This window comes from Microbispora rosea (genome assembly GCF_044460045.1).
Taxonomy (GTDB): domain Bacteria; phylum Actinomycetota; class Actinomycetes; order Streptosporangiales; family Streptosporangiaceae; genus Microbispora; species Microbispora rosea.
In genome coordinates this window covers 687,854-714,628 of the sequence record NZ_JBITJO010000003.1, presented here as the reverse complement: position 1 = coordinate 714,628, position 26,775 = coordinate 687,854, and the positions used below count along the sequence as shown (strand labels likewise).

Below are 26,775 nucleotides of genomic sequence, written 5' to 3'. Positions count from 1 at the left end.
CACGATAGGACGCCTGCGAGCGACGGGTACGGCGGGCGTCTTCCGTCACTGTGGGCTATTACGGCACGCCCGTCAAGAGCCGGAAAAGGCCGGACGACGGCGCGCGTGCACCGGTCCTGAAACTTTCACGACTTTCCCGTGCAGGCCGGCGCGACCGGCCGGGACCGCACGTCCCAGCGCATCCCGGGCATAGCTGAACCTCCACTGAACAGGAGCGATGTGAAAGAGATCGCCCCAGACGGGGCGCGGTCCCTCACCTCGGGAGTCGGCCGCCGGCGAGATTCGCACGGCGCGTGTGAACGCCCTCCCGGCTGAATTAGGGCCTTGACGGAGACGGGCCGGACGCCAAAACTGAGCGCACCGACCCCCAATGCACGACTGTGAGGCGGCGGGCCCACAGCTGCAATTGTTAGCGCTAACATCACATCGGCACTCGACACCCCCCACGAGGAAGGCACGAAAGCCTCATGATTTTCCGATTAGGGCATCTGAAGAGGGCGGCACTGTCCGCGGGCGCGGCGATCACGCTCGCCGCCGGCCTCCTGGCCGGCCTCTCCGCACCGTCGGAGGCCGCCACGCAGGGGCCGTGTGACATCTACGCCGCGGGCGGCACGCCGTGCGTGGCGGCGCACAGCACGACCCGCGCTCTCTACGGCAACTACAACGGCTCGCTCTACCAGGTGCGCCGTTCCTCGGACAACGCCACCCGCGACATCGGCGTGCTGAGCGCGGGCGGGGTGGCCAACGCCGCCGCGCAGGACTCGTTCTGCGCGAACACCACCTGCCTGATCACGATCATCTACGACCAGTCCGGCCGCAACAACCGGCTCACCCAGGCGCCTCCCGGCGGGTTCTCCGGCCCGGCCGCGGGCGGCTACGACAACCTCGCGGTCGCGACCGCCGCGCCGATCACGGTCGGCGGGCAGAAGGCGTACGGCGTCTACGTGGCCCCCGGCACCGGCTACCGCAACAACAACACCAACGGCGTCGCCAAGGGCGACCAGCCGGAGGGCATGTACGCCATCTTCGACGGCACCCATTACAACGGCGGCTGCTGCTTCGACTACGGCAACGCCGAGACCAACAGCCGCGACAACGGCAACGGCACGATGGAGGCCATCTACTTCGGCAACATCAAGGTCTGGGGCTACGGTGCGGGCAACGGCCCCTGGATCATGGCCGACCTGGAGAACGGCCTGTTCTCCGGGGTGAACCAGCACTACAACGCGGGCGACCCGAGCATCAGCCACCGGTTCCTCACCGCCATCGTCAAGGGCGAGCCCAACCACTGGGCCATCCGCGGCGGCAACGCCCAGTCCGGCGGCCTGGGCACCTTCTACAACGGGGTGCGGCCCAACGTCTCGGGCTACAACCCGATGAAGAAGGAAGGGGCCATCATCCTCGGCATCGGCGGCGACAACAGCGTCGGCGCCCGCGGCACCTTCTACGAGGGCGTGATGACGTCCGGTTACCCGTCCGACGCGACCGAGAACGCGGTGCAGGCCAACATCGTCGCCGCCGGATACTCCACGACGACGGGCGGCGGCCAGAACGGCACGCTCACCCCCGGCTCGGCGATCTCGCTGCGTGCCACCACGCCCGGCTACACCGACCGCTACATCCGGCACCAGAACGACAACGCCATCACGTCCGTGATCACCTCGTCCAGCTCAACCCTGGACAAGAGCGACGCCACCTGGATCGTGCGCAGCGGCCTGGCCAACAGCTCGTGCGTGTCGTTCGAGTCGAGGAACTACCCCGGCGACTACCTGCGGCACAGCTACTACCAGCTCTACCGGCAGCGCGACGACGGCAGCTCGCAGTTCGCGCAGGACGCCACCTTCTGCCCGCAGGCGGGCAAGAACGGCCAGGGCACGTCGTTCGCCTCTTACAACTTCCCGACCCGGTTCCTGCGGCACTACAACAACACCGTCTACATCGCCAGCAACGGCGGCTCGAACGCCTTCGACAACGCCACCCAGTGGAGCAACGACGTGAGCTGGGTCGTCTCCCAGCCCTGGGCATGAGCCCTCCGTCGTGAGCGAAGCCGCCCCCGGGTCACCGGGGGCGGCTTCCCCCTCTGGCCACGCTGTGGCCACGCTCATGCCAGGAGCGTCATCCGGGCTGCCCCCGCACCTCGGTGAGGCCTGCCTCCGCCGCCCGCATCCCGCGTGCGCCGATGACGGCGAGCGTGATCCCGCTCGCCACGAGCACGGCCAGTTGCAGGGTCGCGCTGAGGCCCGTGACGCCGGTCGCGCCCGGGGGCATCGTGCCTGCGCGGGCGAGCACGGCGGGCACGGTCAGGATCGCCGCCGCCAGGGCCACGGGCGCGGCGGGCCGCCCCGGCGTCCGGTGCCGGAGCGCGCACCACACCGCGATCGCGGTCAGCGACACGCACGCGAGGCCGGTCGTGTCGAGCCACATCCAGGCCGGAATGAGGAGCTCCGCGGAGACGGTCTCCGCCCGCGTCGCCGCCCCGAGCACCCCGACGACCACCGAGAGCAGCAGGCCCGCGGCGATCGGGAGCGCGAGCAGGAGCAGGGCCCGCCGCGTGGGCAGGCGGGGCGGCGGGGCGTCGCGATGGAACCCGATCACCAGCGCCAGCGCAGGGACCACGGCAGGCAGGGCCGCGCAGGCCCAGCGCACCGCGCCGTCCCATCCCAACGCGCTGTCCCATCCCAGGAACGGCGGCACCAGCACGTACGGCACGACCAGAGCCGCGATGGCCGCCGCTTTGGCGATACGGACACGGCCTCGCACGAGCGCGCCGAGGCCGGCCGCCCACAGCAGGGGCGTCAGGTCGGTCAGCACGAGCCGCGCACGCTCGGGGGACCCGGGATCGCCGATGCCCATGACACCGTCGGGCAGGGCGTCCACGGGGATGCCGTACGTCAGCACCGCCTGCCCGGCGTACAGGCCCGCGATCATCGTCCAGAAGACGAGGCCGAGCAGGGCGGCCAGGCGGACCGCCTCGCCCCACAGGTGGGCCCCGGGCGGAGACCCCGGACCGCCCAGCCGCAGCCGCAGCGCGAGCGCGGCCACGCTGGCGACCTCCAGGAGGCGCGGACGCTGGTCGTCGTGTCCGGCCGGCTCGCGCCGGGCGCCTTCCATGAAGGCCGCGACCATCTCCTCCTCGCGCTCGGCCCGATAGGACCCCGGCAGCAGCCGCAGCCACCGCCGGTAGCGTTCCTCGAGCACGCTTCGTCTGCCGACGCGCTCGCTCATGCCAGCCCTCCCGCCTGCCTGAGCCGCAGCCGCTCGACGGCGCGGCGCGCGTTGTCGGCCAGCCGTACGGCCTCCTCCTCCAGCGCCCGCGCCCCCTCGTCGGTCAGCCGGTAGTAGCGGCGCAGCCGTCCCTGCCGCACCTCCTCGCGGTCCGCCTCCACGAACCCGTCGGCGGCGAGCCGGTCCAGCACGCCGTACAGGGTGCCGATCTTGAGTTGGACACGCCCTCCGGAGAGCCGCTCGACCTCCTGCGCGATGCCGTAGCCGTGCCGCGGCTCGTCGACGAGTGCGGTGAGAACGAGGAACGCCGGTTCCGTCATCGCCCGTGCTGTCACGTCCCCAGGATATATCGCCGGACATGATATTCAAGTGCGCCTCACATCAACAGGAGAACATCCGCGATTTGCCTAAAAGGATTAGGCAAATACATAATGCGTGAAGGCGACGCAGGGAGAGGGTCATGGCACGCGCAGGGCTGACCACGGAACGCCTGATCAGGGCGGGGGCGGAACTGGCCGACGAGGTCGGCTTCGAGCATGTGACGATCTCGGCGCTGGCCCGGCGGTTCGGCGTCAAGGTCGCGAGCCTGTACTCGCACCTGAAGAGCTCCCAGGACCTCAAGACCGGGATCGCCCTGCTGGCGCTGGAGGAACTCGCCGACCGGGTCGCGGACGCGCTGGCCGGTCGCGCCGGCAAGGACGCCCTGGCCGCCTTCGCGGCCGCCTACCGCGACTACGCCAGGGAGCATCCCGGCCGCTACGCCGCCGCCCGGTTCAGGCTCGACCCCGAGACGGCGGCCGCCAGCGCCGGCGTCAGGCACGCCCAGATGACGCGGGCCATCCTGCGCGGCTACGACATCGCGGAGCCGGACCAGACACACGCGGTCCGGATGCTGGGCGGCGTCTTCCACGGCTACGTCGACCTGGAGCTGAGCGGAGGCTTCAGTCACACGCCCGTCGACCCGGACGAATCCTGGTCCTGGATGGTGGACTCCCTCGACACCCTGCTGCGCAACCGGACCACGCCCTGATCACGAACAGGCTGAGGCGATGAGCATCGAGCACGACCCGATCACCACACCCGTCACCGCGGACATCCTGCGCGGCGCCCTCGACGTGGAACGCACCGCGCACGGCCTGCTGCCGCATCGGCTGCCCGCCTGGGCTCGCCGGCAGATCCCCGACGGGCAACTGGCCATGGCCGAGGCCCAGCCGTCCGGCGTACGGCTGGCGTTCCGGACCCGGGCGACCACCGTCGAGCTGGACGCGCTGCCCACCAAGCGGGCCTACCGGGGCCTGCCCGCCCCGGCGGACGGCGTCTACGACCTGCTCGTCGACGGCCGCCTCACGGCCCAGGCGACCGTGAGCGGCGGCAACGTCCGCGTCATCGACATGGCCACCCAGTCGGTCGAGCTCCGGGAAGGACCAGCCGGAACCGCCCGGTTCGCCGATCTGCCCGCGCGTGACAAGGACGTCGAGATCTGGCTGCCGCATACGGAGATCACCGAGCTGATCGCCCTGCGCACCGACGCCACGATCGAGCCGGCGCCGGACAGCGGGCGCAGGGTGTGGCTGCACCACGGCAGCTCCATCAGCCACGGCTCCAACGCCGCCCACCCGACCGCCGTCTGGCCCGCCCTGGCCGCCGCCCGGGGCGGAGTGGAGCTGATCAACCTGGGGTTCGGCGGCAGCGCGATGCTCGACCCGTTCACCGCCCGCGCGATGCGGGACACCCCCGCCGACCTGATCAGCGTCAAGATCGGCATCAACATCGTCAACGGCGACGTGATGCGCCTGCGCGCGTTCACCCCTGCGGTCCACGGCTTCCTCGACACGATCCGCGAGGGACACCCGGCCACGCCGCTGCTGGTCGTGTCCTCCATCCTGTGCCCGGTCCAGGAGGACACCCCCGGCCCGCTCGCACCCGACTTCGGGGGCGGGACCGTGCGGTTCAAGGCCACGGGCGACCCTGCCGAGCGCGCCGCCGGGCGGCTGACGCTCAACATCGTCCGCGACGAGCTCGCCCGGATCGTGCGACAGCGGGCGGCCGACGACCCGAACCTGCACTACCTCGACGGCCGCGACCTTTACGGCGAGGCGGACTACGCGGAACTGCCGCTGCCCGACGAGGTGCACCCCGACCCCGCGGGGCATCGCCGCATCGGCGAGAACTTCGCCCGGCTCGTGTTCGGGGCCGGGGGCCCGTTCGCCGTCACGGCCGCCTGACTGACCGCGCCCGATCAGGCCACCGGGTGAGAGCCTGATGTGCCCGGCCGGAAATGTGCTGTTACGGTAGGCCGCGGTGTGCCGGGAAGTAGGGTCGGCGACGGGCGCGGGACGCCCGCGTGGTGGGGCTGCGCATGAAGGTGTTCTGGGCCGTGGTGGCGCGCTTCCACCAGCCGGCGCAGGTGATCACGACGGTGTTCGGGGTGACGATCATCCTGGGGACCGTCCTGCTGTCCAGTCCGCTCGCCACGGCCTCGGGGAAGCCCGCGGACTGGCTCACCGCCCTGTTCACCGCGACGTCGGCGGTGTGCGTGAACGGGCTGACCGTCGTCGACACGGCCACGCACTGGTCGGCGTTCGGCGAGGCGGTCATCGCCGTCCTGATCCAGGTGGGCGGCCTCGGCATCATGACGCTGGCGACCGTCTTCACCCTGCTCGTCTCTCGCAGGCTGGGCCTGCGGGCCCGGTTGTCCGCGCAGGCCGAAACCAGGGTGCTCAACGGCAGCGACCTGCGACGCGTGGTGGGCAAGGTGGTGCTCTTCAACCTGACCTGCGAGGCCGTCGTGGGAACCGTCCTCACGCTCAGGTTCGTGCTCGGGTACGGCGAGCCCGTCGGGCGTGGCCTTTACCTGGGCCTGTTCCACGCGGTCTCGTCGTTCAACAACGCCGGTTTCGCGCTGTGGCCCGACAGCCTGGTCAGGTTCGCCGCCGATCCCTGGGTCTGCCTGACCGTCGCGGCGGCGGTGATCGTGGGCGGGCTCGGCTATCCCGTGGTGTTCGAGCTGCGCCGGTCCTGGCGCCGGCCCAGCCGCTGGTCGCTGCTGACCCGCATCACGCTCGCCGTCACCGCCGTCCTGCTGGCGGGCGGCACCCTGGTCTTCCTCGTCACGGAATGGACCAACCCCCGCACGCTCGGGCCGATGGACGAACAGGGCAAGCTGCTCGCCTCGTTCTTCACCGCCGTCATGCCGCGCAGCGCCGGGTTCAACAGCCTCGACATCACGCAGATGCACCCCTCAAGCTGGCTCGTCACCGAGCTGCTGATGTTCGTCGGCGGGGGCAGCGCGGGCACCGCGGGCGGCATCAAGGTCACGACGCTGGGCCTGCTCACGTTCATCGTCTGGGCGGAGCTGCGCGGCGAGAGCAGGGTGAACATCGGCCACCGCCGCCTCACGGAGGCGGCGCAGCGGCAGGCGGTCTCGCTGACCGTGCTGAGCGTGTCCCTGGTCGCGCTCTTCACCTACGTCCTGCTGGTGCTGACGCCGCACTCCCTTGACCGGGTGCTCTTCGAGGTCGTCTCCGCCTTCGGCACGACCGGGCTGTCCGTCGGCGTCGCCTCCGCCATCTCCCCCGCCGCGCAGGTGCTGCTCACGCTGCTGATGTTCGTCGGCCGGATCGGCCCGCTCACGCTGGGCTCCGCCCTGGCGCTCAAGGAGCGCACCCGCCGCTATGAATTACCGGAGGAGGAGGTCATCGTTGGCTGACATGAGAAACGACCCCGTGGCGGTGATCGGTCTCGGCCGCTTCGGCACCGCGCTCGCCCTGGAGCTGGTGCGGCGCGGCACCGAGGTGCTCGCCATCGACCACCGCCCCAAGGTGGTGCAGAGCCTCGCGGGCCAGATCACGCACATCGCCACCGCCGACGCCACCGACCCCGAGGCGTTGCGCCAGCTCGGCCTGCCGGACTTCTACCGCGCGGTGTGCGCCATCGGCAGCGACCTGGAGGCGAGCATCCTCGCCTCGTCGCTGCTGGTCGAGCTGGAGATCGAAGACATCTGGGCCAAGGCCGTGAGCCGCCAGCACGGCCGCATCCTCAGCCGGATCGGGGTCCAGCACGTGGTCTTCCCCGAGCACGACATGGGCGAGCGCGTGGCCCACCTGGTGAGCGGGCGGATGCTCGACTACCTGGAGGTCGACGAGAACTTCGTCCTGGTCAAGACCCTTCCGCCCAAGGAGTACGTCGGAACCCCCCTCGGCGAGTCGAGCCTGCGCCGCAAGTACGGGGTGACGGTGGTGGCGGTCAAGCGGCCGGGCGAGGAGTTCACCTACGCCACCGCCGAGACCGAACTCGGCTACGGTGACGTCATCATCGTGTCCGGCCGCACGGACCAGGTCGAGCGCTTCGCGGAGCTGCCGTGACGATGTGGGGGAAAGCCGGATGTCCGGCTTTACCGGTCGCCGCGTCACGAATTCGAGTAACGTCACTACTCGTAGTGATCAGGTGGGGCCCGCCGCGACTTGACCGACCGGCCGGAAATGGCGCTATCCGTCGCGGACATCGGGGAGTGCCGCGTTCACTAGGCGGGAAGAGTAAAGCCATCAAAGGAATCATGTGCTGACGTGGGGGCCGGCTATGGAGTCGCGATGAGTTCCCAGAGCATCCTGCGTGCGTTGCCGTTCATCGCGATTCTCCTGGTCGTCGTGGTCGACCTGATCACCGGACCCCGTGTGGGCTTCCTGGCGCTCCTCACGCTGGGCCCGGCCTTCGCCTCGGTGGCGGGCGGCGTGCGCCGCACTGCCCTGGTAGGGGTGCTGGCCCTCGCCATCTGCGTCCCCCTCGCCGTGTACGACGGCCTGCTCGGCCGGACGAGCAACTATCTCACCCTCGCGGCGATCGTCGGCGTCACCGCCGCGAGCATGCTGGCCAGCAGACTGCGCAACCGGCGCGAACGAGAGCTGGCCAACCTCCGCCTGGTCGCCGAGGCGGCCCAGAGGGTGCTCCTGCGCCCGGTCCCCCGCCGCGCGAGCGACCTGCGGATCGCGCTCTCCTACACCTCCGCCGCGGCGGAGGCCCAGATCGGCGGCGACCTCTACGAGGTGGTGACCACCCCGGAGGGCGTACGGATCCTCATCGGCGACGTGCAGGGCAAGGGCTTGGAGGCGGTCGAGACCGCGGCGTGGGTGCTCGGCGCATTCCGCGAGGCCGCCTACGACCAGTCCGAACTCGCCGGTGTGGTCGAGCGTGTGGAGACCAGTCTGGCCCGGCACCTGAGCGGTGAGAAGTTCGTCACCGCCATACTCGCGGAGGTCCACGACGGGGAGATCTCCCTGCTCAACTGCGGCCACCCCGCCCCTCTCGTGCTGCGGCGCGACGGCGTCCACTTCGCGGAGCCGCAGGAGGAGGCCCTCCCGCTCGGGCTCGGCGCCCTCGGCTCGCCGCGGCCCAAGCCCCACCGGGTGCCGTTCGGGGAGGGCGACCAGATCCTCTTCTACACCGACGGCGTGATCGAGTGCCGCGACCGCAACGGCCACTTCTACCCGCTCGCGGAGCGGGCGCATCTGCTGCGCGGCGCCGATCCCCAGGTGGCCCTCGACGCGCTGCGCGCCGACCTGCTGCGCCACGTCGGCGGCCCCTTCCTCGACGACGCCGCGATGCTCCTGCTCCGCCGTCATCCCGGATGAGCCTGTCATCCAGGTGAGCCCGGCACCGCCGCCGAGCGCGGCCCCTACTCGGGGTGCTCGCCCCTGGCGCGGTCGCGGAGCCTGCCCACCAGCGTTGCCGCGGCCTGGCCGACCTTGCGGGGCACGGCGTGCGCCGGGCTGGCCGCGAAGCTCGACTCGTCCAGCATGTCCTTCACCATCTGCAGGGCGATGCGGTTGCGGTTGGGCGTGCCCTGGGCCAGCGCCTCGGTCAGCTTGCGCACCTGGTGGCTCTTCACCTTGGCCGGGAGCGGCGGCTCGTGCTGGTCGACCAGGCACTCGACGATGACGGGACCGTCCCAGGAGAGCGCCTCGTACATCTGGTCGGCGCAGCTTCTCGGGTCGGTGATGCACATTCCCCGGGCGCCGCACGCCTCGGCGAACCCGACGAAGTCGATCGGGGCGAGGTTGACGCCGTACTCGGGGTTGCCGAGGAACACCATCTACTCCCACTTGATCAGGCCGAGAGAGTTGTTCTTCACCACCACGATCTTGATGGGCAGGTCGTGCTGCACAGCGGTGAGGAAGTCGCCGAGCTGCATCGTCAGCGACCCGTCCCCGGTGAAGGCGACGACCTGCCGGCCCGGGTAGGCGACCTGCGCGCCGATCGCGTACGGCAGGCCCGCCGCCATCGAGCAGTTCGTGCCGGAGAAGCTGAACATCTGCCCCCGGCGGATCTTGATCTGCCGGGCCGCCCAGCTCGTGACCGTGCCCGAGTCGCCGCACACGATGGCGTCCGGCCTGAGCGCGCCGTTCAGCGCCCAGGCGGGCACCTGCGGCTTCATCGGCATGTCGGCGCGCGTGCCGCGCTCCTCCATGAGCCGCCACCACTCGCGCATCCCCTGCTGGGCCCGGGTCAGGAACGACCTGTCCTCGTTGCGGGTCAGCAGCGGCAGCAGCTCGGCCAGAGTGGCCCGCGCGTCGCCGGCCAGCGGCACGTCCACCGGGTAGCGCAGGCCGAGCCGTTCCGGCATGTCGTCGATCTGGACGCACACCGCCTGCCCCGGCGCGGGGTAGTACTCGATGTACGGCATGGTGGACCCGACGATCAGCAGCGCGTCGCACTCCTCCATCGCGTCCTCGCTCGGACGGCTGCCGACCAGCCCGATGGGCCCGGTGGTGTAGGGGCTGTCGTCGGGCACGCAGTCCTTGCCGAGCTGGGCCTTCACGATCGGCGCGCCGAGCTTCTCCGCGACCGCCTCGAGCTCGTCCACCGCGCCGCGGGCGCCCGCCCCGGCGAGGATGACCGGCCTGCTCCGTCCCGACAGCACCCGCGCGGCCGCGTCGAGGTCCTGCCGCCGCGGCACCCGGATCGGCGGCCGGTACGCGGTGGACGTGTGGCCCTCGACGTTGCGCCGGAAGCGGCTGCCCGAGCTCGCCGGGGCCGCCTGGTAGTCGATCGGGAACGTGAGGTGGGCCGGGCCGCGCTGGGTCAGCGCGGTGCGCACGGCGTAGTCGGTGACGTTGACGACGTGCGCCGGCCCCATGATGCGCTGGTTGTACAGCGCCACGTCGTCGAACATGTAGTCGGTGTTGACGTCCTGCAGGTTGCTGGTGCCGATGAGGTCGTGGTAGGTCATGCCGCTGATCGCCAGGAGCGGCGCCTGGTCCGTCCGCGCGTCGAGCAGCCCGTTGAGCAGGTGGGCCGCGCCGGGACCCGAGGTGGCGAAGCACACGCCGAGCCGCCCGGTGAACTTGGCGTAGCCGACCGCCGCCATCGCGGCCACCTCCTCGTGACGGCAGTGGATGTAGCGCAGGTCCCGCCGGCGGTTGTGCAGGGCGTCCATGAGGCCGTTGATGCCGTCGCCCGGCAGCCCGAAGACGACGTCCACCCCCCACTGGATCAGCCGGTCGACGAGGACGTCCGCGGTGGTGAGCTCATCGCCCATGATGGGTCTCCCTCGATGACACGCGTACGCGCCGCCTGGCGGCCAGTGCCGCCGCGACGGCGACGGCGGCTCCTGTGCCGCCGGCGACGAGCGCGCGCAGCCCGGCACGGCCACCGGCTCCGTCACCGGCTCCGTCACCGGCGGCCCTGGCGGCGGTGCCGTCGGCGGCGGGTCCGAGTTCGCCCTCGCGGATCGCGAGCGCGAGCACCTGGGCCAGGTGCAGAGGCCTGCGGCCGGTGCCGGCGGTGATCTGGCCGCGGCAGCTGAACCCGTCGGCGACGATCAGTGTGCCGGGGCCCGCGGCGCGCACCTTCGGAAGCAGCACCCGCTCCCCCGCCGCCGTGGACGTGCGCGTCCAGGGGGTAGGGGTCGATCAGCTTGTGGGGGTTCATCCGGCCGTCGGGGTCCCAGACGCGCTTGAACTCCTCGAAGGCCCGCATCAGCTCGGGCGGGAACATGCGCGGCCACAACTCGGCCCTCCCGTGCCCGTCCCCGTGCTCCCCCGACAGCGATCCGCCGTACGCGACGACGAGGTCGGCGGCCTGCTCCATGAACCGCCGGAAGGCATGGACGCCGCCGAGGCTGCGCAGGTCGAAGTCGATGCGGCTGTGGACGCATCCCTGGCCCCAGTGGCCGTAGAAGACGGCGTCGTAGCCGTGCCGGTCGAGCAGGCGCAGGAAATCGCGCAGGTAGGGCCCGAGGACGTCCGGGTGGACGGCGGCGTCCTCCCAGTTGGGCCAGCCGCCGTGGCCGCCGAGCCCGACGGGCATGCGGGCGGTGCCCGCCGAGTGGCGCCGGATCTCCCACACCGCGGCCTCGTCGGCCGGGTCGTCGTAGAACCTGCAGCTCGGGCCGTGCGGGCGGGACCGCACGGCCCGGACCAGCCGGGCGGCCCGCACGTCGCGTCGAGGGTGAGCGCCAGCGTGCCCTCCGAGCCCACGAGCGCCCGTGCGACGTGGAAGCCGTTCTCGGGGAGCAGCGCGTCGAGGTTGTAACCGGACACCCGGCGGGGGATGACCGGCAGGCCCCGGCGGATCGCGTCGGCGTAGGTGTCGCGGATGTGACGCAGCCCGGCATAGATCGCGCCGCGCCGCCCCCCTGCCGCGATGACGCACTCCAGCTCGTCCTCGCCGGTGGCGCCGACCCGCATGCGGGTGCCGTCGTAGGTGACGATCTCCAGTTCCTCGATGTTGTCGACGGTCTTGCCCGCGGTCAGGGAGTGGGTGCCGCAGGAGTTGTTGCCGACCATGCCGCCGATCGTCGCGTGGTCGTGGGTCGCGGGATCCGGGCCGAAGGTCAGGCCGTACGGCGCGGCGGCGTCCCTGAGCCGGTCGCAGACGACGCCGGGCTGCACCCGCGCGGTGTGCCGCATGGGGGCGAGTTCCACGATGCCGTCCATGTGGCGGGTGAAGTCGAACACCACGGCCCCGTTGACGGCCTGCCCGGTCAGCGAGGTGCCGCAGCCGCGCGCGAGCACGGGAGCGCCGAAGCGGCGGCACACCTCCAGCGCGGCCTCGACGTCGGCGGCGTCCCTGGGCGTCACCACGCCGACCGGCACCTGCCGGTAGACGGACGCGTCGTAGGCGTACATGGCCCGGTCGCCGCCGCCGAACCCGACCTCGCCCGCGATCGCCTCGGTGAGCCGGTCGCGCAGTTCCCCGGCGTACGGAGGAAGCGGCGGGTTCCTGGCCTCCGCCGCCCCCGGCCACGCGCGGGACGGCGCCGACGGCGGCGGTCTCGGGAAGACACGGGTCATCTCCGCCTCCTCGCGGATCTCGCCGTCCGGCCGCGTGCGCCGCGGACCGGCGGCGGCCTCTGCGGCGGCCTCTGGCGCGACCCTTCCCGCTGAGGGCGGGCAGGACCGCGGGCGCGGGTAAAAGCGCGGCGGGGATACATCCATGCGAACCGTGCGATATGCGGGTCTGCTGCCCACAAAGCCGCCATGACCTGCGGCGTCGTTTATGGGCATCGGGGGCGGGAAGGGCACCCCGGGCGAGCCGTTCGATGCCGGAGCCGATCATGAAGGTATCGATGATGAACGTGCAGAGCAACGCGGTGAAGAGCGCGGGCGACACCCTGGCGTCGGCGATCGGCAGCGTCGCGGGCGCGGTGGCCGACCCGAAGGGCGCTCTGAAGCAGGCCAAGTCGGCCCTTTCGTCTCCGAAGCAGCTCGCCGTCGCCGCCGGCCTCGTCGCCGCGTACGTCCTCGGCTGGTGGAGCGGTCACCGGACCGCGCCGGCCGCGAGAGGCAGGGCGCGGGGCCGCTGAGGGCACGCCCGGACGCGCCGCCGATCAGCGAGGGCGCCCGTACGACCGATGTCGATCGGAGGCGGACATGACCGAGATCGTGGGTGAGAGCCTGGCCCGGCGACTGGTGGAGTGGGGGGTCGACACGATCTTCGGGCTTCCCGGTGACGGGATCAACGGCCTGATGGAGGGCTTCCGCCGGCACCGGGAGAAGCTGCGCTTCATCCTGGTCCACCACGAGGAGGCCGCCGCGTTCATGGCGACCGGCTACGCGAAGGCGACCGGCCGTCTCGGCGTGTGCGCCGCGACCTCGGGGCCGGGCGCCATCCACCTGCTGAACGGCCTGTACGACGCCAAGCTCGACCATGTGCCCGTGCTAGCCCTGACGGGCATGCAGGAGACCTCGGTGCTGGGGACCCACTACCAGCAGGAGGTCCACCTCGACCGCCTCTACCAGGACCTCGCCGCCTACAACCTGATGGTCACCAATCCGCAGCAGATGCCCGGCGTGGTCGACCTCGCGGTGCGCAACGCGCTGACCAAGCGGACGGTGTCGCACCTGACCTTCCCCAACGACATCCAGGTGGCGCCAGCGAGCGAGGACCCGTACCGGCACATCGGCCCCGGCACCCCGCCCGCCAGCCTGACGACCTGCTCACTCCCGCCGCTGCGGCCGGTCGAGGAGGATCTGGCCCGGGCGGCCGAGGTGCTGCGGCGGGGCCGGAAGATCGCCATGCTCGTCGGCGTCGGCGCGCGGCACGCCCGCGAGGAGGTGCTGGCGGTCGCCGACAGGCTGGCCAGCCCCATCGTCAAGAGCCTGCCCGGCAAGTTCGTGGTGCCGGACGACCACCCGCTCACCACCGGCGGGCTCGGCCTGCTCGGCACCGCGCCGAGCGAGGAGCTGATGGAGGAGTGCGACACGCTGTTCATGGTCGGCACGTCCTTCCCCTACGGGAAGTACCTGCCGCCCGAGGGGCAGGCCCAAGTGGTGCAGATCGACACCGACCCCACCCTGCTCGGCATCCGCCGGCCGACGCAGGCCCCGGTCGCCGCCGACGCCAGACTCGCGTTGCGGGCGCTGCTGCCGATGCTGGATCCCGCCGAGGACCGGTCGTTCCTGGAGAAGTACCAGCGCAAGATGGACGCCTGGCGGGAGGACATGAAGGCGCTGCAGGACCCGGGCCGCGACCCCGTCGCGCCGCAGTACCTCATGGGCTGCGTCGACGAGGCGGCGTCCGGCGACGCCATCCTGACCTGCGACTCCGGGACCATCGCGACGTGGGCCGCGCGGCACTGGACGATCCGCGGCGGGCGGGAGTTCTACCTGTCGGGCAACCTCGCCACGATGGCCCCGGGCCTGCCGTACGCCATCGGGATGCAGCACGCCTTCCCCGGCCGCCAGGTGATCGCCTTCGTGGGCGACGGTGGGTTCGCCATGCTCATGGCCGATTTCCTCACGGCCGTACGGCACGACCTGCCGATCAAGGTCGTGATCAACAACAACAACAGCTACGGGCAGATCCTGTGGGAGCAGATCATCCTCGGCTACCCCGAGTACGCCGTGCGGCATCGGCAGCCCGAGGCCGACTTCTCCGCCTGGGCCCGCGCCTGCGGCGCGTACGGCGCGAAGATCAAGGACCCGAAGGACCTGCCGGGCGCGATCCGCGAGGCGCTGGCGCACGACGGGCCGGCCCTGGTGGACTGCGACGTCAATCCCGACGAGCCGCCGATGCCGGGCAAGGTCAAGTACGAGCAGGCAAAGCACTTCACCGAGGCGTTCCTGCGCGGCCAGCCGCACAAGGCGGGCGTCCTCGCCACGGTCGCCCGCGACAAGATCAACGAGCTGCTGTCCTGACGGTTCCGCACGACCCGCAGCGCGACCGGGCGTACCCGCGGGACCCGTTCCCGGCCGGCCGCACGGATCGCGCAGGGTGACGGCCGGCTCGGCGGCGTGAGCGCGGAGTGGCGAAGGTCACGCGTCTCGGCGCGCGAATACTTCGAGTTTTTTGGAACTAAATGCGGGGGCGGGGCGGTTACAAGCGTTCGATCTATTTCGAACGTCAGGCCGGAGCCACGATGACAAGTCGCTTGCACGAACGACAGCACGCCCTCGACACCCCGGCGGTGAGACGCCGCGGCCTCCCGGCGCTGCCGCGCACCGCGGCCTTCTGGCTGGTGGCGGGCACCACCGCCATCCTGCTGTCCGCATCGAGTGCGCCGAGCCCGCTCTATCCCGTGTACCAGGCCGAGTTCGGCTTCAGCGCCCTCACGCTGACGGCGATCTTCGCCGTCTACGTGCTCGCGCTGCTGGTCAGCCTGCTCACGGTGGGACGGCTCTCCGACTTCCTGGGCCGCCGCCCGGTGCTCGCCGCGGCGCTGGTCGCCGAGGCGGCCGCGATGGCCGTCTTCCTCGGCGCGCACGGCGTCGCCGCCCTCTTCGCCGCCCGCGTCATCCAGGGCCTCGCGACCGGTGCCGCGATCGGTGTGGTCGGTGCGTTCCTGCTCGACCTGCAACCCACCGACGGCTCACGGCTCGGATCGCTCGTCAACGGCGCGGCCACCACCGCGGGCTTGAGCATCGGCACGATCGGGAGCGGCGTGCTGATCCAATACGCGCCGCACCCCACCCGGCTGATCTTCGTGATTCTCACGGCGGCGTTCATCGGCCTCGCGGTCGCGACGGCGGTGCTACCGGAAACCGTCGCGCGGACCCCCGGCGCCGCCGCCGCGCTGCGCCCGAAGGTGCTCGTCCCCACCCCGGCCAAGCGTGCGTTCCTGCGCGCGACCCCCGTCATGCTCTCCACCTGGATGCTCGGCGGGCTGATCCTCTCCGTCGGGGCCTCGCTGCTCTCGACGGTGTTCGACGAGCAGAACCACGCGGCGATCGGCCTCACGCTCGGAGCGCTCGCCGCGGTCTCGGCGTTCGTGTCGGTGCTGCTCAGGAAGCGCGCGCCGGAGCGTCTCCAGCGCGAGGGAACGCTGCTGCTCCTCCTCGGAACGATCCTGCTGATCGTCGCCGTGGCGTCATCCTCGCTGACCGCCTTCGTCGCGGCGACGCTCGTCGCCGGCGCCGGGTGGGGGCCGGCCTACCTCGGCGCCTTCCGGACGGTCAGCCAGCTCGCGGCGCCGCACGAGCGAGCCGCGCTGATCTCGGCGATCTACGTGGTGAGCTACCTGGCCTTCAGCATCCCGGCGTTGATCGCCGGGATCGCCATCACCACGCAGGGCCTGCGGGGAACCTCGCTGGTCTACGCCGCCGTGGTCGCCCTCGTGGCCGCAGGCACCCTCGTCTACGAGGCGCTGAGCCGGCGCGAGCCGGCCGCTTCGTGACGGCGGTCGTGGTCCGCGTAGGGTGAGCAGTCTCCGTACGGGCACAATCGTTCAAGACCGCCGCCGTGCCATGGGCTACAACGGTCCCCGGCGTGCCGCCAGTGCGGCACGGGACGTGCGCGGGGAGGCGAACGGATGAACGTGGGTTTCGTCGGTCTCGGGATCATGGGGCAGCCCATGGCGCTCAACCTGGTCCGTGCCGGAACCCCCCTCGTGGTGTGGAACCGCACGGCCGCCAGGAGCGAGCCGCTGCGCGCCGCGGGCGCGGAGGTGGCCGGCAGCGCGGCCGAAGTGTTCCGGCGGGCGCGGGTGGTGATCCTCATGCTGGCCGACGAGGCCGCGATCGACGCGGTGCTGGAGCGGGGCACGCCCGCCTTCGCCCGCAACGTCGCGGACCGGGTCGTGGTCCACATGGGCACGACCTCCCCCGCCTACTCGGCGGGGCTGGAGGCCGACGTGCTCGCGGCCGGGGGCGGCTACGTCGAGGCGCCGATCTCCGGCTCCCGGGTGCCGGCCGAGCAGGGGCGACTGGTGGTCATGCTCGCCGGCCGGCCGGAGGCCGTGGAGGAGGTCCGCCCGCTGCTGAAACCGATGTGCGTCAAAACGGTGGTGTGCGGGCCCGCGCCCAAGGCGCTGCTGACGAAGCTCGCCGTCAACATCTTCCTGATCACCACGGTCACCGGCCTCGCGGAGTCGCTGCACTTCGGTGAGCGCCAGGGCCTCGACATCGGGCTGCTCGTGGACGTCTTGAACTCGGGCCAGATGGCGAGCGACGTGTCGCGGGTGAAGGCGGTCAAGCTGGCCGGGCGTGACTTCGCCGCCCAGGCCGCCATCGCCGACGTGCTGAAGAACAACCGGCTCATCGCCGAGGCGGCACGCCGGGCCGGCGTCGCCTCGCCGCTGCTCGACGTCTGCCACGCCCTCTTCGGCGAGACCCTCGCGCTGGGCCACGCCGATCTGGACATGGCCGCCGTCGTCCACGCGATCGAGGCCAGGACGCACAAGGAGGAAACACGCGGATGACCGCTCACCCGATCGTCATCGTCACCGGAGGCACGCGCGGGATCGGCCGGAGCACGGTGCGGCGCCTGTGCGACGACGGATACGGCGTCGTCTTCACGCACTCGAGCTCGGACGCCGAGGCCGAGACGCTGGAGGCCGAGCTCGGCCGCTCCGGCGCCCTGGCCCGCGGCGTACGGCTCGACGTGACCGAGGAGGACGCGCCGGAGAGGCTGTTCGAGCTCGCCGAGTCCGTCGGCGAGGTCGCGGGCCTGGTCAACAACGCGGGGGTGACCGGCAGGATCGGGCCGTTCACCGATCTGACCGATGCCGATCTACGGCGGGTCGTCGAGGTGAACCTGGTGGCGCCCGTACGGCTGTGCCGCGAGGCGGCGCGGCGCTGGACCGCAGGCACACCGGCGACCCCGCCCGCCATCGTCAACGTCTCCTCGATCGCGGCGCGCACCGGCTCGCCGAACGAGTACGTCGCCTACGCCGCGACCAAGGCGGCGGTCGAGACGCTGACCGTGGGACTGGCCAGGGAGCTCGCCCCGGCGGGCATCCGGGTCAACGCCGTCTCGCCGGGAACGATCGACACCACGATCCACGCCCGCGCCGGGGAACCGGGACGGGCGCAGCGGGTGGCGGCCCGTATCCCGATGGGACGTCCCGGCAGGCCGGAGGAGATCGCCGATGCGGTCGTCTGGTTGCTGTCGGACCAGGCGTCCTACGTCACCGGCACCGTCCTCGACGTCGGCGGCGGACTCTAGGTCGTGACCGGCCCCGGAAGACGGATCGAACGCGATCGCCATCCTTGATGTCGGCATCATGCGAAGATGTCGGGATGCTGTCCCGAGTAGCGTCGGCCGCGGTGCTGGCCGCCGTGCCGTTCATGACCACCCCCCAGGCCGGGGCCGCGGCTGCCCCGCCCGTGATCCGTTACGCGGGTCTCGGGTCCTGCCTCCAGGCCGGCGGCGGCCGCCATCCCTGCGGCCCGTTGAAGCTCTGGCTGAGCAACGGCCGTGTCGTCGCGCTCCCCTACGCCCGCAGGACCGTGGCGCCCGACGAGTACACCGTCGCCGGCGTCATCGCCGTCTCCCAGGACGGCGCGCAGGCCGCGTACTTCGCGGGGAAGGACGGCGTGCTCACGATCTGGGAGGCCGCGACCGGCAGGGCGCGCGAAGTTTCCACGGTGACGTGGCCGGACGACCTCCGGATGGACGCGCTCACCCTCTCTCCGGGTGGCCGGTTCCTCGGCATGCGCGGCGTGGACGCCTCCGAACGGGAGGTCAACCGGGTCGCGGACACGACCACCGGGAAGGTGTTCACCCTGCCGAAGGGATACCAGACATGGGACTTCAGCCCGGACGGGAAGCGCATGATGGCGGGCGACAACCGCAGGGTGGTGCTCTACGCGACCGGCACGTGGTCGGTGAAGTTACGGCGGTCGGTGTACATGCGGGGCGACCTCGGCCCCGACGGCGTCACCGTGGCCGCCCCGAAGTGGACGAAGACCGGCGGTTCCGTGAAGAACGTGGTCCTCACCCGCAACCTCGCCACCGCGAAGAGGACCAGCATCCCCATCCGGCTCCGCAAGGGCGAGACCGCCTTGACGGCACGCTGGGACAGAGCGGGCCATCTCGACGTGCTGACCCGCTCCGATCGTCACGTGAACGGTGACCTGCGCAGGACGCACACCTGGTATCGGGTGAACCGCTCCACGCACCAACTGCGGCGGCTCGACTCCTTCGTCATCCCGTCCTCGGTGGGAGGCTACGTCCTCGCCGAGTGACGGCCCGGGAGGTCTGTGTCGACGACCGCACGGCTCGTATCCGGCCGGGCCGATCCGTCAGGCGAGCGCGGCGGTCCACTTCGCGGGCGTGAGGCCGTAGGCCCGTTTGAACATGCGCGACATGTGGGCCTGGTCGGCGAAGCCGGCGAGCTGGGCCGCCTCGGCCAGGGGCACGCCGTCGCGCAGCAGCCGGCGGGCCAGGTCGAGTTGCCGCATCGTGCGGAAGCGGGTCGGGCTGGTGCCGAACGCCTCACGGAACTGCCGCGCGACCGTCCACCGGTCGAGGCCCGAGACCTGCTCGAACTCCGCCAGCGTGCGCCGCACCGCCGGGTCGCCGGCGATCAGGTCGCGCACCCGGGCCAGCGCCTCCAGCGCCAGCGGAGCCCGCCTGCCCGGCCGTACGGAGGAGTGCCGCACGAGCGTGCGGACCACCCGCAGCGTGAGCGTGAGCCGTTCGACCTCGTCCAGCGGCTCGTCGATGTCCCGCAGGCACGCGGCGAGCGCGGGGTCGGCGTCGCGCCGCCCGATCACGGGATCGGCGACGAACGGCAGCGGCGCCCCGCCCAGCGCGTCCTGGACGAGGGAGGGATCGAGGTAGACGATCCGGTAGGCGAACCCCTCGTCGGTGCCCGCCACGCCGTCGTGCGGCTCGTCGGGGTGCAGGACGTGCCACTCCCCCGGCAGGCAGTGCCGCTGCTCACCGCGATAGCGGAACGTTTGCACGCCCCGCAGCGTCATCCCGATCGCGTACGTGTCGTGGCGGTGCGTGGCGAAGCCCTCGCCGGTGAGCGACGCCTCCAGCCGTTCGATGCCCGCCGCGCCGGAGCCGAACCGCAGCCGATGGCCGGGTCGGGTCCCGCCGTCCGGCAGATGCCGTCGCAGGCCCGCACCGCCGTCCGGTGACTCGTGCCGCACGCGCCGAGACTACAGGCGTTCGCGGCCGGCGGCCGGAGCACGTCCCGCCGGAGCGGGAGGCGGCGGTTTTGACCCCGGCTCGCCCCACCGATCACGATGGGGGCGTGAACGAAACCCCTGTTGAGGTGCCCTCGCCGCGGCCCGGCCGGGAGACGGCGCCGAGCATCCGGGACGTCGCGGCGGCCGCGGGCGTGTCCCGGCAGACGGTGTCCCGGGTGCTCAACGCCTCGCCCAAGGTGAGCGCCGAGACGCGGCGGACCGTCATGGAGGTCATCGAACGGCTGCGGTATCGGCCCAACCGGGTGGCCCGGGCACTGGGGACGGGACGGGCCCGGGGCGTGACGGTGGTCACCTCCGACACCATGCTGTACGGCTACGCCTCGACGCTGCAGGGCATCGAGGAGGCGGCCCGGGTCGAGGGCCTGGCCGTCGGGGTGCGGGTGATCGAGTCGGACCGTGACGTCGACGTGCGCAACGCCGCCGACTACGTCAGCGATCCGAGCGCCGGGGGTGTGATCGTGATCGCGTTCGACGCGGCCGGCATCGCGGTGCTGCGCGCGCTCCCCGACTCCCTGCCCGCGGCGGCCGCGATCGAGCCCGGCGTGCCCGTGGTGGGCCGCCCGGCGATCTGCCTGGACGAGCAGCAGGCGTCGGGCGAGGCGACGCGGCATCTGCTTGCGCTGGGACACCGGACCGTCCACCACGTGGCCATCCCGTCGGAGTCGGAGCACAGCGGGCGTCTCGCGGGCTGGCGCCGCGCGCTGGACGAGGCCGGGGCGGCCGTCCCGCCGGTGGTGCCGGCGGGCTGGGACGTGCGGTCGGCGTACGAGGCGGGACGGGTCCTGGCCGCCGACCCCGGCGTGACCGCGATCCTGTGCGGCAACGACGACATCGCGCTGGCCGTGCGCCGCGCCCTGTTCGAGGCGGGCAAGGACGTGCCTGGTGACGTGAGCATCGTGGGCTTCGACGGGGTGCCGGGCTCGAAGTACTGGACGCCGGCGCTCACGACGGTGGAGATGGACTTCGCCGGGCTGGGCCGCGCCACGGTGGCGGCGGTGCTGGCCGAGCTCGCCGGGGAGCCTCAGCCGGCCGTGTCGCTGACGCCGCCGCGGCTGGTGGTGCGCGAGTCGACGGCGCCGCCGCGCGGCTGAGCCGCATCCGCGGCGAGCCGTAACCGGCGGCCACGGGCCGATGCGGCGGCGCCGACGGCGGGCCCGGCGCGGCGCCGGATGTTGTTAACAACACCGTAACGGGCCCTTCCCCTCGATTGTGTGACCGGTCACACTCGCATTTATGTCGATGTGACCGGTCACACACCTGCTCCGGAGAACCCGGCGCGATCGTCAGGAGACGCAGTTGAACTCACGGCACACCGAGACCAGCCTGGTGTGGGGGCACTCGGCACTGCGGGTGGTGATCGCCATATCGCCCGACGGCGTGGTGGGCATCCGCGAGCTGAGCGCGGGCGGCCCGGTGCCGAGATCGCCCGCGCAGCCTCTCGTGGAGGTGCTGCTGGCCGGGCAGGGACGGGCGCGGGCCTCCCACCGCTTCTCCGACACCGCCGTCGGCCGCCGTTTCACCTACGTGGGGGCCGAGCAGGTCCGCGACGGGAAGTGGCACGAGCTGCGGATCACCCTCAGGGACGAGCAGACCGGCCTGGAGGCGCACACGCACCTGCGCTCGGCCGAGGGCGTGCCGGCCGTGCGGTCCTGGACGACGATCGACAACCGCGGCGCCCACGAGGCGGTCGTGCTGGGCGTGACCTCGTTCGCCGCCGGGTTCCCGGCCGGCTCGGCCGGCGGGCTGGACGTCGTGCGCGGCGACAGCGAGTGGCTGGGCGAGAGCCGCTGGCGCGTACGCCCGCTGCGCGAGGAGACCGCCGACCTCAACCTGCCGCTGCACGGCCAGGACGGCCGGGGCCGCCTGGCGGTCACCAGCACCGGCACCTGGTCGACCGGGCAGCACCTGCCCACAGCGGGACTGCTCGACCGGGAATCCGGCCGGGCGTGGCTGTGGCAGGTCGAGCACAACGGCCCGTGGCGGTGGGAGATCGGCGAGCGCAGGGACGGCGTCTACGTCGCGCTGCTCGGCCCCACCGACATCGACCACCAGTGGCACACCGTCCTCGCCCCCGGCGAGTCGTTCACCACGGTCCCGGCGTCGGTCGCCGTCTCCTCCGGCGGGCTGCACGGCGAAGGACTCCATGGCGCGGTGGCCGCTCTGACCGCCCACCGGCGCGCCCTGGTGCGCCCTCATCAGGACCGGGCCCGCCTGCCCGTGGTGTTCAACGACTACATGAACACCCTCATGGGCGACCCGACGACCGCGAAGCTCATCCCGCTGATCGACGCCGCCGCCGAGGCGGGCGCCGAGGTGTTCTGCATCGACGCCGGCTGGTACGACGACGGCGGCGACTGGTGGGACAGCGTGGGCGAGTGGCAGCCGTCCCAGACGCGGTTCCCGCGGGGCATCGAGGAGGTGCTCTCCCACATCAGGACGCGCGGCATGGTCCCAGGCCTGTGGCTGGAGCCGGAGGTGATCGGCGTGCGCAGCCCGATGGCCGGCAAGCTGCCCGCCGGGGCGTTCCTGCAGCGCGGCGGCACGAGGATCGTGGAGCACGGCCGCTACCACCTCGACCTGCGGCACCCGGCCGCCGTCGCCCATCTCGACGAGGTCGTCGACCGGCTCGTGGAACAGCTCGGCGTGGGCTACTTCAAGCTCGACTACAACATCGACCCCGGCGCGGGCACCGACGTGGACGCCGTGAGCCCGGGAGCGGGGCTGCTCGCCTGCAACCGGGCCCACCTGGCGTGGCTGGAGGCGGTGCTGGACCGCCACCCCGACCTGATCCTGGAGAACTGCGCCTCCGGCGCGATGCGGATGGACTACGCCCTGCTGTCGCGGATGCAGCTCCAGTCCACCAGCGACCAGCAGGACCCCCTGCTGTATCCCCCGATCGCGGTGGCCGCTCCCCTGTCCGTCCTGCCGGAGCAGTCCGCGAGCTGGGCCTACCCCCAGCCCGGCATGGATGACGAGCAGGTCGCCTACAGCCTGTGCACCGGCATGCTGGGCCGCCTCTACCTGTCCGGCCACCTGCCCACCATGACCGGCGCGCAGCGCGACGCGGTCAGGGCGGCCGTCGCCGCCTACCGGGGCATCCGCGGCGACCTCGCGGCGGCCGTCCCCGTCTGGCCGCTGGGGCTGCCGGGCTGGGCCGACCCCTGGCTCAGTCTCGGCCTCACCACCCCCGGCCACACGTACGTCGGCGTCTGGTGCCGCGCGGACGAGCGGACGACGGCCTCGCTGTCCCTCCCGCACCTCGCCGGACGCCGGGTCGGCGTCGAGGTCGTCTACCCCCGCCACCTGCCCGCCTGGGACGGGGAGTGGGACCAGGAGAGGGGCCGGCTCGTCCTCACCAAGCCGGTTCCCGGCCCTTCTGCCCGCATTTTCCGCATCTCACATGCGTCCCCGCCCGACTCATCCCTCCCGCTCTGACATCCCGGGCCTGCGGTCCGGACGCCCCCCGGAAGAGAGATCGAACCCATGAAGAAATGGCAGACCCTCGCGGTCGTCGCCGTGCTCGCCGCGGGCGCCGCCGCCTGCAGCGACCCCTCTGTGGACTCCTCCGCGGACGCCGGCGGCGGCACCGCGGGCGACTCGGCCGCCGCCACCTGGGCCGAGCCGACGGCCAGGCTCGACGGCGTCACCCTGACGATCTGGGCCGCGCAGAACAGCAACACCGTGCCCAAGCAGGTCGTCGACGCCTTCGGCAGGGCCACCGGCGCCAAGGTCGAGATCGTCACCATCCCCGATCCGTACGAGCAGGGCGTGCAGACCAAGGTCGCCACCGGGGACAAGCCCGACCTGGCGTTCTGGCAGCCGACCGCGTCCATGCTCACGGCGATCAACGCCAGGACCAACCTGCAGCCGCTCGACCAGGCCCCCTGGCTGTCCAAGCTGGCCCCCCAGCTCAAGGACATCACCGGGATCCTGAACGGCACGCGGTACGCCGCCCTGATCACCAGCCCGGCCGTCGAGGGCGTCTACTACAACAAGGAGGTCTTCGAGGCCAACGGGATCACCGAGACCCCGAAGAACTTCGACGAGATGATCGAGCTGGCCCGCACGCTCAAGGCCAAGGGCGTCACCCCCTTCTACGAGATGGCCGGAGACCGGTGGGCCACCCAGTGGTGGGTCCAGGTCCAGCTCGCCGACGCCGCCAAGGACGGGCTCTGGGAGAAGATCAACAAGGGTCAGGAGACCTTCTCCAGCCCGGTCGTGCTCAACGCGATCAAGAGGTACAAGTCGCTGATCGACGAGGGACTGTTCAACAAGGACATCAAGACCGCCACGTTCGAGGACCAGGGCAAGGCCCTGCTCGACGGCAAGGCGGCCATGGCGGTGCAGGTCAACTCGTTCTTCGGCCAGCTCCAGGCGACCGCGGACACCGCCACCCTCGACAAGAGGATCGGCTTCTTCCCGATCTCCCCGAGCGGCAACGTCGGCACCTTCATCCCCGACCAGTCCAACGCCCTGGTGGCCTTCAGGACCGGTGACGCCAAGCGCGAGGCCGCCGCGCGCCAGCTCCTGTCGTTCTGGATGGGCCCGGGCTACAAGGACTTCGTCGCCGACCGCAACACGGTGTCCCTGGAGACCGGCGTGCCGAGCCCGGCCTCGGTGCCCGAGGCGCTGCGGCAGGTGCACGACTCCCTCGGCGCGGCCGTCGGCTCCATGCAGGCCCTGGCCGTGGCCAACCCGGACCTGTACATCAACCTCGCCGACATGATCACCGGCACCATGACGCCCGAGCAGGTGGCCTCCACCACCCAGGAGCAGTTCGCCCAGCTCGCCAAGGCCGCCGGCGCGGCCGGTTTCTGACGCCCGACGACAGGCCCATCGCCAGTCACCCGAGGACATGCCATGCTGACTGCCACGGACACCCCCGTCCCGGACCGGCCGCTCGCGCCGCCGCCCGCTCCGCGCGGTCCCGCCGGCCGCGCCCGCCGCGGGCAGGACCGGACCCACCCGATGTGGTTCATGGCCCCGGCGCTCGCGATCCTGCTGGTGTTCTTCTTCCTGCCGACCGCGTTCAACTTCGTCTACGCGTTCACCGACTGGTCGGGCTTCAAGAGCGCCATCAGGCCGGTCGGGTTCGGCAACTTCGCCGACCTCGCCTCCAGCGGCACGCTGTTCTCCGCGCTGCGCGTCACCGTGGTCTACGCCGTGCTCGTGGCGGTCTTCCAGAACCTCTTCGGGCTGGGCCTGGCCCTCCTGCTGGAGCGCGACACCTGGGTCAACCGCACGCTGCGGGTCTTCTTCCTCATCCCGGTGCTGATGTCCGCCCTGGCCGTCGGCTACATCTTCCAGGCCCTGCTCAAGCCCGAGGGCAGCCTCAACCAGCTGCTGTCGCAGCTCGTCGGTCACGACGTGGGCTACGCCTGGCTGGGCGACACCCGATGGACCATCGTCGTGGTCGCCGTGGTCCACGCGTGGAAGTGGATGGGCCTGTCCATGCTCATCTACCTGGCCGGGCTCAAGACGATCCCCGAGGAGATCATGGAGGCGTCCCGCATCGACGGCGCGTCACGGTGGCACGCGTTCCGGCGGCTGCGCTTCCCGCTGCTCGCCCCAGCGATCACCTTCAACGTCGCCACCGCCCTGCTCGGCTCCATGAACGGCTTCGACATCGTGCAGGCCACCACCGGCGGCGGTCCGGCCCGGACGACCGAGATCCTCAACATCTTCATCTACCGGACCTTCGGACAGGGCCTGTTCGCCCAGGCCACGACCATGAGCCTGGTGCTGTTCCTGCTCGTGTCGCTCATGGCGTTCCCCGTCATCCGCATCCTGCGCAAGCGCGAGGAGATCCTGTGACGCCCCGCTCCCCCGCCCGCCGCGACGCCTCCACCGCGACCGGCCGCGTGCAGCCGTTCGCCGCCACCGCGCTCGCACTGGTCACCATCGGCATCCCTCTGTGGCTCGTCGTGGCCACCGCCGGCAAGTCGCGGGGCGAGGCCCTCATCCCGGACCTCACGCCGCCCACCCACTGGCACCTGCTGGAGAACCTGGGGGAGGTGTGGAGCGAGGGCGAGGTGCCCGCCGCGTTCTTCGGCAGCCTGCTCGTCGTGGTGCCCGCCGTGACCGGCGTACTGATCTTCGGGTCGATGGCGTCCTGGATCCTCGCCCGGCGCGCCACCCGGCTCAACGCCGTGCTGTACGCGCTCGCCATCAGCGGCATCATCCTGCCTCCCGCGGTGGTCACGGTCGTGCTGCTGCTGCGCCAGCTCGGCCTCGCCGGCAGTGCCGTCGGGATGATCGGCGTCTACATGGGCATCTACATGTCCACCGTGATCTTCTTCGTCACCGGCTTCGTCCGCACCATCCCCGTCTCGCTGGAGGAGGCCGCGCAGATCGACGGCGCGGGACCCCTGCGCGTCTTCTTCCACGTCGTCCTGCCGCTGCTGCGGCCGGTCCTGGCCACCGCCACGATCCTCGTCTGCCTCTACGTGTGGAACGACGTCTTCTACGCCTTCTTCGTGGTCGGCGGCCGCCTCGACACCCTGCCGCTCAACCTCTTCCGCGTCGCCAGCGCCGGGCTCTACCTCGACAACTGGCACCTCATCTTCGCCTACGTCATCCTCATGAGCCTGCCGCTCGTCGTGGTCTTCGCCGTCGCCCAACGCAAGATCATCTCCGGCATCACCAGCGGCGCCGTCAAGTGAGCGCCGCGGAG

General features: G+C 71.7%; 21 protein-coding genes and 3 pseudogenes. 17 read left to right on the top strand and 7 right to left on the bottom strand.

Annotation, left to right across the window (positions count from 1 at the left end; translation table 11 throughout):
• Nucleotides 1–467 precede the first annotated feature (467 nt).
• Nucleotides 468–2,027, top strand: coding sequence for an alpha-L-arabinofuranosidase B (locus ACIBK1_RS15565; protein WP_396735391.1), 1,560 nt, complete (start codon nucleotides 468–470; stop codon nucleotides 2,025–2,027).
• 88 nt (nucleotides 2,028–2,115) lie between these two features.
• On the opposite strand, the gene ACIBK1_RS15560 is transcribed toward ACIBK1_RS15565, so the two are convergent.
• Together ACIBK1_RS15560 and ACIBK1_RS15555 are read right to left on the bottom strand one after the other, a co-directional pair.
• Nucleotides 2,116–3,225, bottom strand: a complete 1,110-nt coding sequence (locus tag ACIBK1_RS15560) for a hypothetical protein (RefSeq protein ID WP_396735388.1) — start codon at nucleotides 3,223–3,225, stop codon at nucleotides 2,116–2,118.
• The gene (locus tag ACIBK1_RS15555) at nucleotides 3,222–3,560 is read right to left on the bottom strand and encodes a PadR family transcriptional regulator (RefSeq protein WP_231514017.1); all 339 of its coding nucleotides are present in this window, start codon (nucleotides 3,558–3,560) and stop codon (nucleotides 3,222–3,224) included. Before ACIBK1_RS15555 ends, ACIBK1_RS15560 begins: the two co-directional genes overlap by 4 nt.
• A gap of 125 nt (nucleotides 3,561–3,685) precedes the next feature.
• On the opposite strand from ACIBK1_RS15555, the gene ACIBK1_RS15550 reads away from it, so the two are divergent.
• The 5 genes from ACIBK1_RS15550 to ACIBK1_RS15530 all read left to right on the top strand — a co-directional run bounded on the left by ACIBK1_RS15550 (nucleotide 3,686) and on the right by ACIBK1_RS15530 (nucleotide 8,852).
• A complete protein-coding gene (locus ACIBK1_RS15550; protein ID WP_396735385.1) occupies nucleotides 3,686–4,255 on the top strand; it encodes a TetR/AcrR family transcriptional regulator in 570 nt (189 codons plus the stop codon).
• A 19-nt stretch (nucleotides 4,256–4,274) separates the two neighbouring features.
• A complete protein-coding gene (locus ACIBK1_RS15545) occupies nucleotides 4,275–5,450 on the top strand; it encodes a GDSL-type esterase/lipase family protein (protein WP_396735382.1) in 1,176 nt (391 codons plus the stop codon).
• A gap of 134 nt (nucleotides 5,451–5,584) precedes the next feature.
• Nucleotides 5,585–6,934 carry a TrkH family potassium uptake protein gene (locus tag ACIBK1_RS15540; protein WP_396735379.1) on the top strand — a complete coding sequence of 450 codons (1,350 nt, stop codon included), beginning with the start codon at nucleotides 5,585–5,587 and terminating at the stop codon, nucleotides 6,932–6,934.
• Nucleotide 6,935: 1 nt separating this feature from the next.
• Nucleotides 6,936–7,589 (top strand): potassium channel family protein, encoded by a 654-nt coding sequence (locus ACIBK1_RS15535; protein WP_239105256.1) that lies wholly within the window; start codon nucleotides 6,936–6,938, stop codon nucleotides 7,587–7,589.
• Between the two features lie 225 nt (nucleotides 7,590–7,814).
• Nucleotides 7,815–8,852, top strand: coding sequence for a PP2C family protein-serine/threonine phosphatase (locus ACIBK1_RS15530; protein WP_030509819.1), 1,038 nt, complete (start codon nucleotides 7,815–7,817; stop codon nucleotides 8,850–8,852).
• Between the two features lie 44 nt (nucleotides 8,853–8,896).
• On the opposite strand, the pseudogene ACIBK1_RS15525 reads toward ACIBK1_RS15530, so the two are convergent.
• The 4 genes and pseudogenes from ACIBK1_RS15525 to ACIBK1_RS15510 form a co-directional block, all read right to left on the bottom strand.
• Nucleotides 8,897–10,759, bottom strand: a pseudogene (locus ACIBK1_RS15525) (thiamine pyrophosphate-dependent enzyme).
• Entirely contained in the window at nucleotides 10,749–11,084 is a 336-nt protein-coding gene (locus ACIBK1_RS15520) for a hypothetical protein (RefSeq protein ID WP_396735376.1), read from the bottom strand. The pseudogene ACIBK1_RS15525 and the gene ACIBK1_RS15520 overlap by 11 nt, the downstream one beginning before the upstream one ends.
• 109 nt (nucleotides 11,085–11,193) lie before the next feature.
• A pseudogene (locus tag ACIBK1_RS15515) lies at nucleotides 11,194–11,658 on the bottom strand (FAD-binding oxidoreductase); the annotation flags it as partial.
• Nucleotides 11,659–11,912: 254 nt separating this feature from the next.
• Nucleotides 11,913–12,350 (bottom strand): annotated as a pseudogene (locus ACIBK1_RS15510) (FAD-binding oxidoreductase); the annotation flags it as partial.
• Between the two features lie 428 nt (nucleotides 12,351–12,778).
• On the opposite strand from ACIBK1_RS15510, the gene ACIBK1_RS15505 reads away from it, so the two are divergent.
• The 6 genes from ACIBK1_RS15505 (at nucleotide 12,779) to ACIBK1_RS15480 (ending at nucleotide 19,127) form a co-directional block, all read left to right on the top strand.
• Entirely contained in the window at nucleotides 12,779–13,027 is a 249-nt protein-coding gene (locus ACIBK1_RS15505; RefSeq protein ID WP_143734573.1) for a hypothetical protein, read from the top strand.
• A 67-nt stretch (nucleotides 13,028–13,094) separates the two neighbouring features.
• A complete protein-coding gene (locus ACIBK1_RS15500; protein WP_396735373.1) occupies nucleotides 13,095–14,861 on the top strand; it encodes a thiamine pyrophosphate-dependent enzyme in 1,767 nt (588 codons plus the stop codon).
• Between the two features lie 221 nt (nucleotides 14,862–15,082).
• Complete coding sequence (locus tag ACIBK1_RS15495; RefSeq protein ID WP_396735371.1) at nucleotides 15,083–16,336, top strand: MFS transporter; 1,254 nt, start codon at nucleotides 15,083–15,085, stop codon at nucleotides 16,334–16,336.
• A gap of 135 nt (nucleotides 16,337–16,471) precedes the next feature.
• Nucleotides 16,472–17,359 (top strand): NAD(P)-dependent oxidoreductase, encoded by an 888-nt coding sequence (locus ACIBK1_RS15490; RefSeq protein ID WP_396735368.1) that lies wholly within the window; start codon nucleotides 16,472–16,474, stop codon nucleotides 17,357–17,359.
• On the top strand, nucleotides 17,356–18,105 hold the full coding sequence (locus ACIBK1_RS15485; RefSeq protein WP_396735365.1) for an SDR family NAD(P)-dependent oxidoreductase: 750 nt from the start codon (nucleotides 17,356–17,358) through the stop codon (nucleotides 18,103–18,105). Before ACIBK1_RS15490 ends, ACIBK1_RS15485 begins: the two co-directional genes overlap by 4 nt.
• A gap of 74 nt (nucleotides 18,106–18,179) precedes the next feature.
• Nucleotides 18,180–19,127: a hypothetical protein gene (locus ACIBK1_RS15480; RefSeq protein ID WP_396735362.1), complete on the top strand. Its 948-nt coding sequence runs from the start codon at nucleotides 18,180–18,182 to the stop codon at nucleotides 19,125–19,127.
• Nucleotides 19,128–19,184: 57 nt separating this feature from the next.
• Here ACIBK1_RS15480 and ACIBK1_RS15475 read toward each other — a convergent pair whose 3' ends face one another.
• The gene (locus ACIBK1_RS15475; protein ID WP_396735359.1) at nucleotides 19,185–20,042 is read right to left on the bottom strand and encodes an AraC family transcriptional regulator; all 858 of its coding nucleotides are present in this window, start codon (nucleotides 20,040–20,042) and stop codon (nucleotides 19,185–19,187) included.
• A gap of 104 nt (nucleotides 20,043–20,146) precedes the next feature.
• Between ACIBK1_RS15475 and ACIBK1_RS15470 the strand changes: the two genes are divergently transcribed.
• The 5 genes from ACIBK1_RS15470 (at nucleotide 20,147) to ACIBK1_RS15450 (ending at nucleotide 26,764) form a co-directional block, all read left to right on the top strand.
• A complete protein-coding gene (locus tag ACIBK1_RS15470; RefSeq protein ID WP_396735356.1) occupies nucleotides 20,147–21,193 on the top strand; it encodes a LacI family DNA-binding transcriptional regulator in 1,047 nt (348 codons plus the stop codon).
• Between the two features lie 205 nt (nucleotides 21,194–21,398).
• Nucleotides 21,399–23,537, top strand: coding sequence for an alpha-galactosidase (locus ACIBK1_RS15465; RefSeq protein WP_396735353.1), 2,139 nt, complete (start codon nucleotides 21,399–21,401; stop codon nucleotides 23,535–23,537).
• A gap of 48 nt (nucleotides 23,538–23,585) precedes the next feature.
• Nucleotides 23,586–24,920 (top strand): ABC transporter substrate-binding protein, encoded by a 1,335-nt coding sequence (locus ACIBK1_RS15460; protein WP_357324301.1) that lies wholly within the window; start codon nucleotides 23,586–23,588, stop codon nucleotides 24,918–24,920.
• 42 nt (nucleotides 24,921–24,962) lie between these two features.
• Nucleotides 24,963–25,916, top strand: a complete 954-nt coding sequence (locus tag ACIBK1_RS15455; protein WP_396735350.1) for a carbohydrate ABC transporter permease — start codon at nucleotides 24,963–24,965, stop codon at nucleotides 25,914–25,916.
• Nucleotides 25,913–26,764, top strand: a complete 852-nt coding sequence (locus ACIBK1_RS15450) for a carbohydrate ABC transporter permease (protein ID WP_396735347.1) — start codon at nucleotides 25,913–25,915, stop codon at nucleotides 26,762–26,764. The genes ACIBK1_RS15455 and ACIBK1_RS15450 overlap by 4 nt, the downstream gene beginning before the upstream one ends.
• Nucleotides 26,765–26,775 lie beyond the last annotated feature (11 nt).

Coding starts and splice junctions, on each gene's coding strand:
- ACIBK1_RS15560 (WP_396735388.1), bottom strand. CDS start 3,225: ATGAGCGAGCGCGTCGGCAGACGAAGCGTGCTCGAGGAACGCTACCGG.
- ACIBK1_RS15500 (WP_396735373.1), top strand. CDS start 13,095: ATGACCGAGATCGTGGGTGAGAGCCTGGCCCGGCGACTGGTGGAGTGG.
- ACIBK1_RS15495 (WP_396735371.1), top strand. CDS start 15,083: ATGACAAGTCGCTTGCACGAACGACAGCACGCCCTCGACACCCCGGCG.
- ACIBK1_RS15455 (WP_396735350.1), top strand. CDS start 24,963: ATGCTGACTGCCACGGACACCCCCGTCCCGGACCGGCCGCTCGCGCCG.
- ACIBK1_RS15530 (WP_030509819.1), top strand. CDS start 7,815: ATGAGTTCCCAGAGCATCCTGCGTGCGTTGCCGTTCATCGCGATTCTC.
- ACIBK1_RS15545 (WP_396735382.1), top strand. CDS start 4,275: ATGAGCATCGAGCACGACCCGATCACCACACCCGTCACCGCGGACATC.
- ACIBK1_RS15505 (WP_143734573.1), top strand. CDS start 12,779: ATGAAGGTATCGATGATGAACGTGCAGAGCAACGCGGTGAAGAGCGCG.
- ACIBK1_RS15490 (WP_396735368.1), top strand. CDS start 16,472: ATGAACGTGGGTTTCGTCGGTCTCGGGATCATGGGGCAGCCCATGGCG.
- ACIBK1_RS15535 (WP_239105256.1), top strand. CDS start 6,936: ATGAGAAACGACCCCGTGGCGGTGATCGGTCTCGGCCGCTTCGGCACC.
- ACIBK1_RS15550 (WP_396735385.1), top strand. CDS start 3,686: ATGGCACGCGCAGGGCTGACCACGGAACGCCTGATCAGGGCGGGGGCG.
- ACIBK1_RS15565 (WP_396735391.1), top strand. CDS start 468: ATGATTTTCCGATTAGGGCATCTGAAGAGGGCGGCACTGTCCGCGGGC.
- ACIBK1_RS15485 (WP_396735365.1), top strand. CDS start 17,356: ATGACCGCTCACCCGATCGTCATCGTCACCGGAGGCACGCGCGGGATC.
- ACIBK1_RS15460 (WP_357324301.1), top strand. CDS start 23,586: ATGAAGAAATGGCAGACCCTCGCGGTCGTCGCCGTGCTCGCCGCGGGC.
- ACIBK1_RS15540 (WP_396735379.1), top strand. CDS start 5,585: ATGAAGGTGTTCTGGGCCGTGGTGGCGCGCTTCCACCAGCCGGCGCAG.
- ACIBK1_RS15480 (WP_396735362.1), top strand. CDS start 18,180: ATGCTGTCCCGAGTAGCGTCGGCCGCGGTGCTGGCCGCCGTGCCGTTC.